The organism is Sphingomonas sp. (assembly GCF_031361285.1).
Taxonomy (GTDB): domain Bacteria; phylum Pseudomonadota; class Alphaproteobacteria; order Sphingomonadales; family Sphingomonadaceae; genus Sphingomicrobium.
This window is the reverse complement of the sequence record NZ_JANMCO010000137.1, coordinates 1-2245: the sequence shown is the minus strand read 5'-3', so window position 1 is coordinate 2245 and position 2245 is coordinate 1. Positions and strand designations below refer to the sequence as shown.

Sequence of the window (2245 nt, the reverse complement as noted above, 5' to 3'; positions counted from 1 at the left end):
GGGCCCGATCAGCCGCGACTTGGAGCCGCACAAGGCGCGCTTGACCTTGACCATGTCGAGGACCGGAATGCCTTCGGTAATGGTGACGATCAGCGGCACCTCGGCCTCGATCGCCTCGAGGATCGAATCCGCGGCGAACGGCGGCGGCACATAGACCACCGAAGCGGTCGCGCCGGTCGCCTCGACCGCTTGCTCGACCGTGTCGAACACCGGCAGTCCGATATGGGTCGAGCCGCCCTTCCCCGGTGTGACCCCGCCGACCATCTGCGTCCCGTAAGCGAGCGCCTGCTCAGTGTGGAACGTCCCGGTCTCCCCGGTCATTCCCTGGGTGATGACCTTGGTATTGCGGTCGACGAGAATGCTCATGCGAGGCTGCCATCAATCGCCTTGCAGGCCACCAGCAGCTCTTTCACCGCGTCGACGCTGACCTGGAAATTGGCTTTGGCGGTGTCGTCGAGCTGGATCTCGACGATCCGCTCCACCCCGCCTTCGCCGATCACCACCGGGACGCCGACGTAAAGATCGTCGACGCCGTACTGGCCGGTGAGATGCGCCGCTGCCGGAAGCACGCGCTTCTTGTCCTTCAAAAAGCTCTCGGCCATCGCGATCGCGGCGGTTGCCGGCGCATAATAAGCGCTGCCGGTCTTGAGCAGCGCGACGATCTCGCCGCCGCCGCCGCGGGTGCGCTTGACGATGGCGTCGATCTTGTCCTGCGTCGACCAGCCCATCTTGATCAGATCGGGGATCGGGATGCCGGCGACGGTCGAATATTCGACGATCGGCACCATCGTGTCGCCGTGGCCGCCGAGCACGAAGGCGGTGACGTCCTCGACGCTGACCTTGAACTCCTCGGCGAGGAAATGGCGAAACCGCGCGGAATCGAGCACGCCGGCCATGCCGACCACGCGCTTGTGCGGCAGGCCTGAGAACTCCCTCAGTGCCCACACCATCGCGTCCAATGGGTTGGTGATGCAGATTACGAAACTGTCCGGGGCGTGCTTTTTGATGCCCACGCCGACCGCCTTCATCACCTTCAGATTGATGCCGAGCAGATCGTCGCGGCTCATCCCCGGCTTGCGCGCGATGCCGGCGGTGACGATGCACACGTCGGCCCCGGCGATGTCGGCGTAATCAGAACTGCCCTTCAGCGTCGCGTCGAAATCGTCGACCGGCCCGGCTTGCGAGATATCGAGCGCTTTGCCTTCCGGAATCCCCTCGGCGATATCGAACAGGACGATGTCGCCCAGTTCGCGCATCGCCGCGAGGTGGGCGAGGGTGCCGCCGATCATCCCGGCGCCGATCAGCGCGATCTTCCTGCGAGGCATGAGCCGGTTGCTTTCCTTTGCTGTTCCTGGCGCGCCGAGGACCGGCGCTAGCGAATTGGCGGCGCTCTAGACCGGCGGCGAGAGTCGGGCAACCGCCCGCGCAGCTCGGCTGCGCTGCCTTCGGTCAACCAGCGCGGGCTAGCCGGCGGTCCCCTCGAACAGGCTCAAGATGTTGCCGTCGGGATCCTTGAACCACGCGGTCTTCATGCCTTGCGCAACATAGAGGTCGCCCTGCTTCTCCAGGCCCGGCATGTCGTACTGCTCGAAGAAGATGCCCTTTTCCTTCAACTCGCTCACTTCGGATTCAATATCGTCGACGTCGAAGGTCAAAGCGGTCGCCTGGTTGGTCCCAGCGAATTCGGAGCGGTAGACGCTGATCGCGGTGTCACCGCTCTTCACGGACAGCACTTCGCCGCCCATTTCGTCCTTGGTTTCCAAGCCAAGCGTCCCTTCGTAGAATTTTCGCGCGCGATCGATATCCTTGACCGCAATCATCGGCGTCGCGTTCGCCTTGCCAAGCATCTTCAGTCTCCTGGTTGGGGCCAATTGAGAACGGCTCGCCGCCGGGCTTCGTTCCGCGCTCCATTGGCCGTCTGACACCTTTCGCCAGGATGAACGGACAGGGAACGCGGCACTCGTGCAATCGTTTGAACCCCATGTCCAGATAGGCGTGCGAAACGCCCTTCCGTTCATCTTTTGAAAGGAACGAACATGAACAAGCTGATCCTTTTCGCCGGTGCTTCGCTGCTGCTCGGCGCTGCTCCCGCGATGGCCGACCACGGCAAGAGCAAGGGCAAAGGTTACCAGGCCAAGCATAGTCAGACGGTTTCCAAGGCGCACGCAAAGTATGCCAAGCGCGGCAACATGATCCACCGGGGCCTTGCCGACGCCAATTGGTGGGGCAACCGCAATTGCCCGCC

Annotated in this window: 3 protein-coding genes and 1 pseudogene; 1 reads left to right on the top strand and 3 read right to left on the bottom strand. The window is 63.3% G+C overall.

Annotated elements, in window-relative coordinates; all coding sequences use genetic code 11:
* The 3 genes and pseudogenes from RMO25_RS11770 to RMO25_RS11760 all read right to left on the bottom strand — a co-directional run.
* Positions 1-366: pseudogene (locus RMO25_RS11770) on the bottom strand (succinate--CoA ligase subunit alpha); the annotation flags it as partial.
* Positions 363-1325 (bottom strand): malate dehydrogenase, encoded by a 963-nt coding sequence (gene mdh, locus RMO25_RS11765; protein WP_309662795.1) that lies wholly within the window; start codon positions 1323-1325, stop codon positions 363-365. The pseudogene RMO25_RS11770 and the gene mdh, both read right to left, overlap by 4 nt.
* A 138-nt stretch (positions 1326-1463) precedes the next feature.
* Complete coding sequence (locus RMO25_RS11760) at positions 1464-1847, bottom strand: VOC family protein (RefSeq protein WP_309662794.1); 384 nt, start codon at positions 1845-1847, stop codon at positions 1464-1466.
* Between the two features lie 189 nt (positions 1848-2036).
* Here RMO25_RS11760 and RMO25_RS11755 point away from each other — a divergent pair.
* The coding region (locus RMO25_RS11755; RefSeq protein WP_309662793.1) for a hypothetical protein at positions 2037-2245 on the top strand (209 nt) is incomplete at its 3' end.

Excerpts from the sequence above, each read along its gene's own strand:
- mdh (WP_309662795.1), bottom strand. The coding sequence starts at position 1,325 with ATGCCTCGCAGGAAGATCGCGCTGATCGGCGCCGGGATGATCGGCGGC.
- RMO25_RS11760 (WP_309662794.1), bottom strand. The coding sequence starts at position 1,847 with ATGCTTGGCAAGGCGAACGCGACGCCGATGATTGCGGTCAAGGATATC.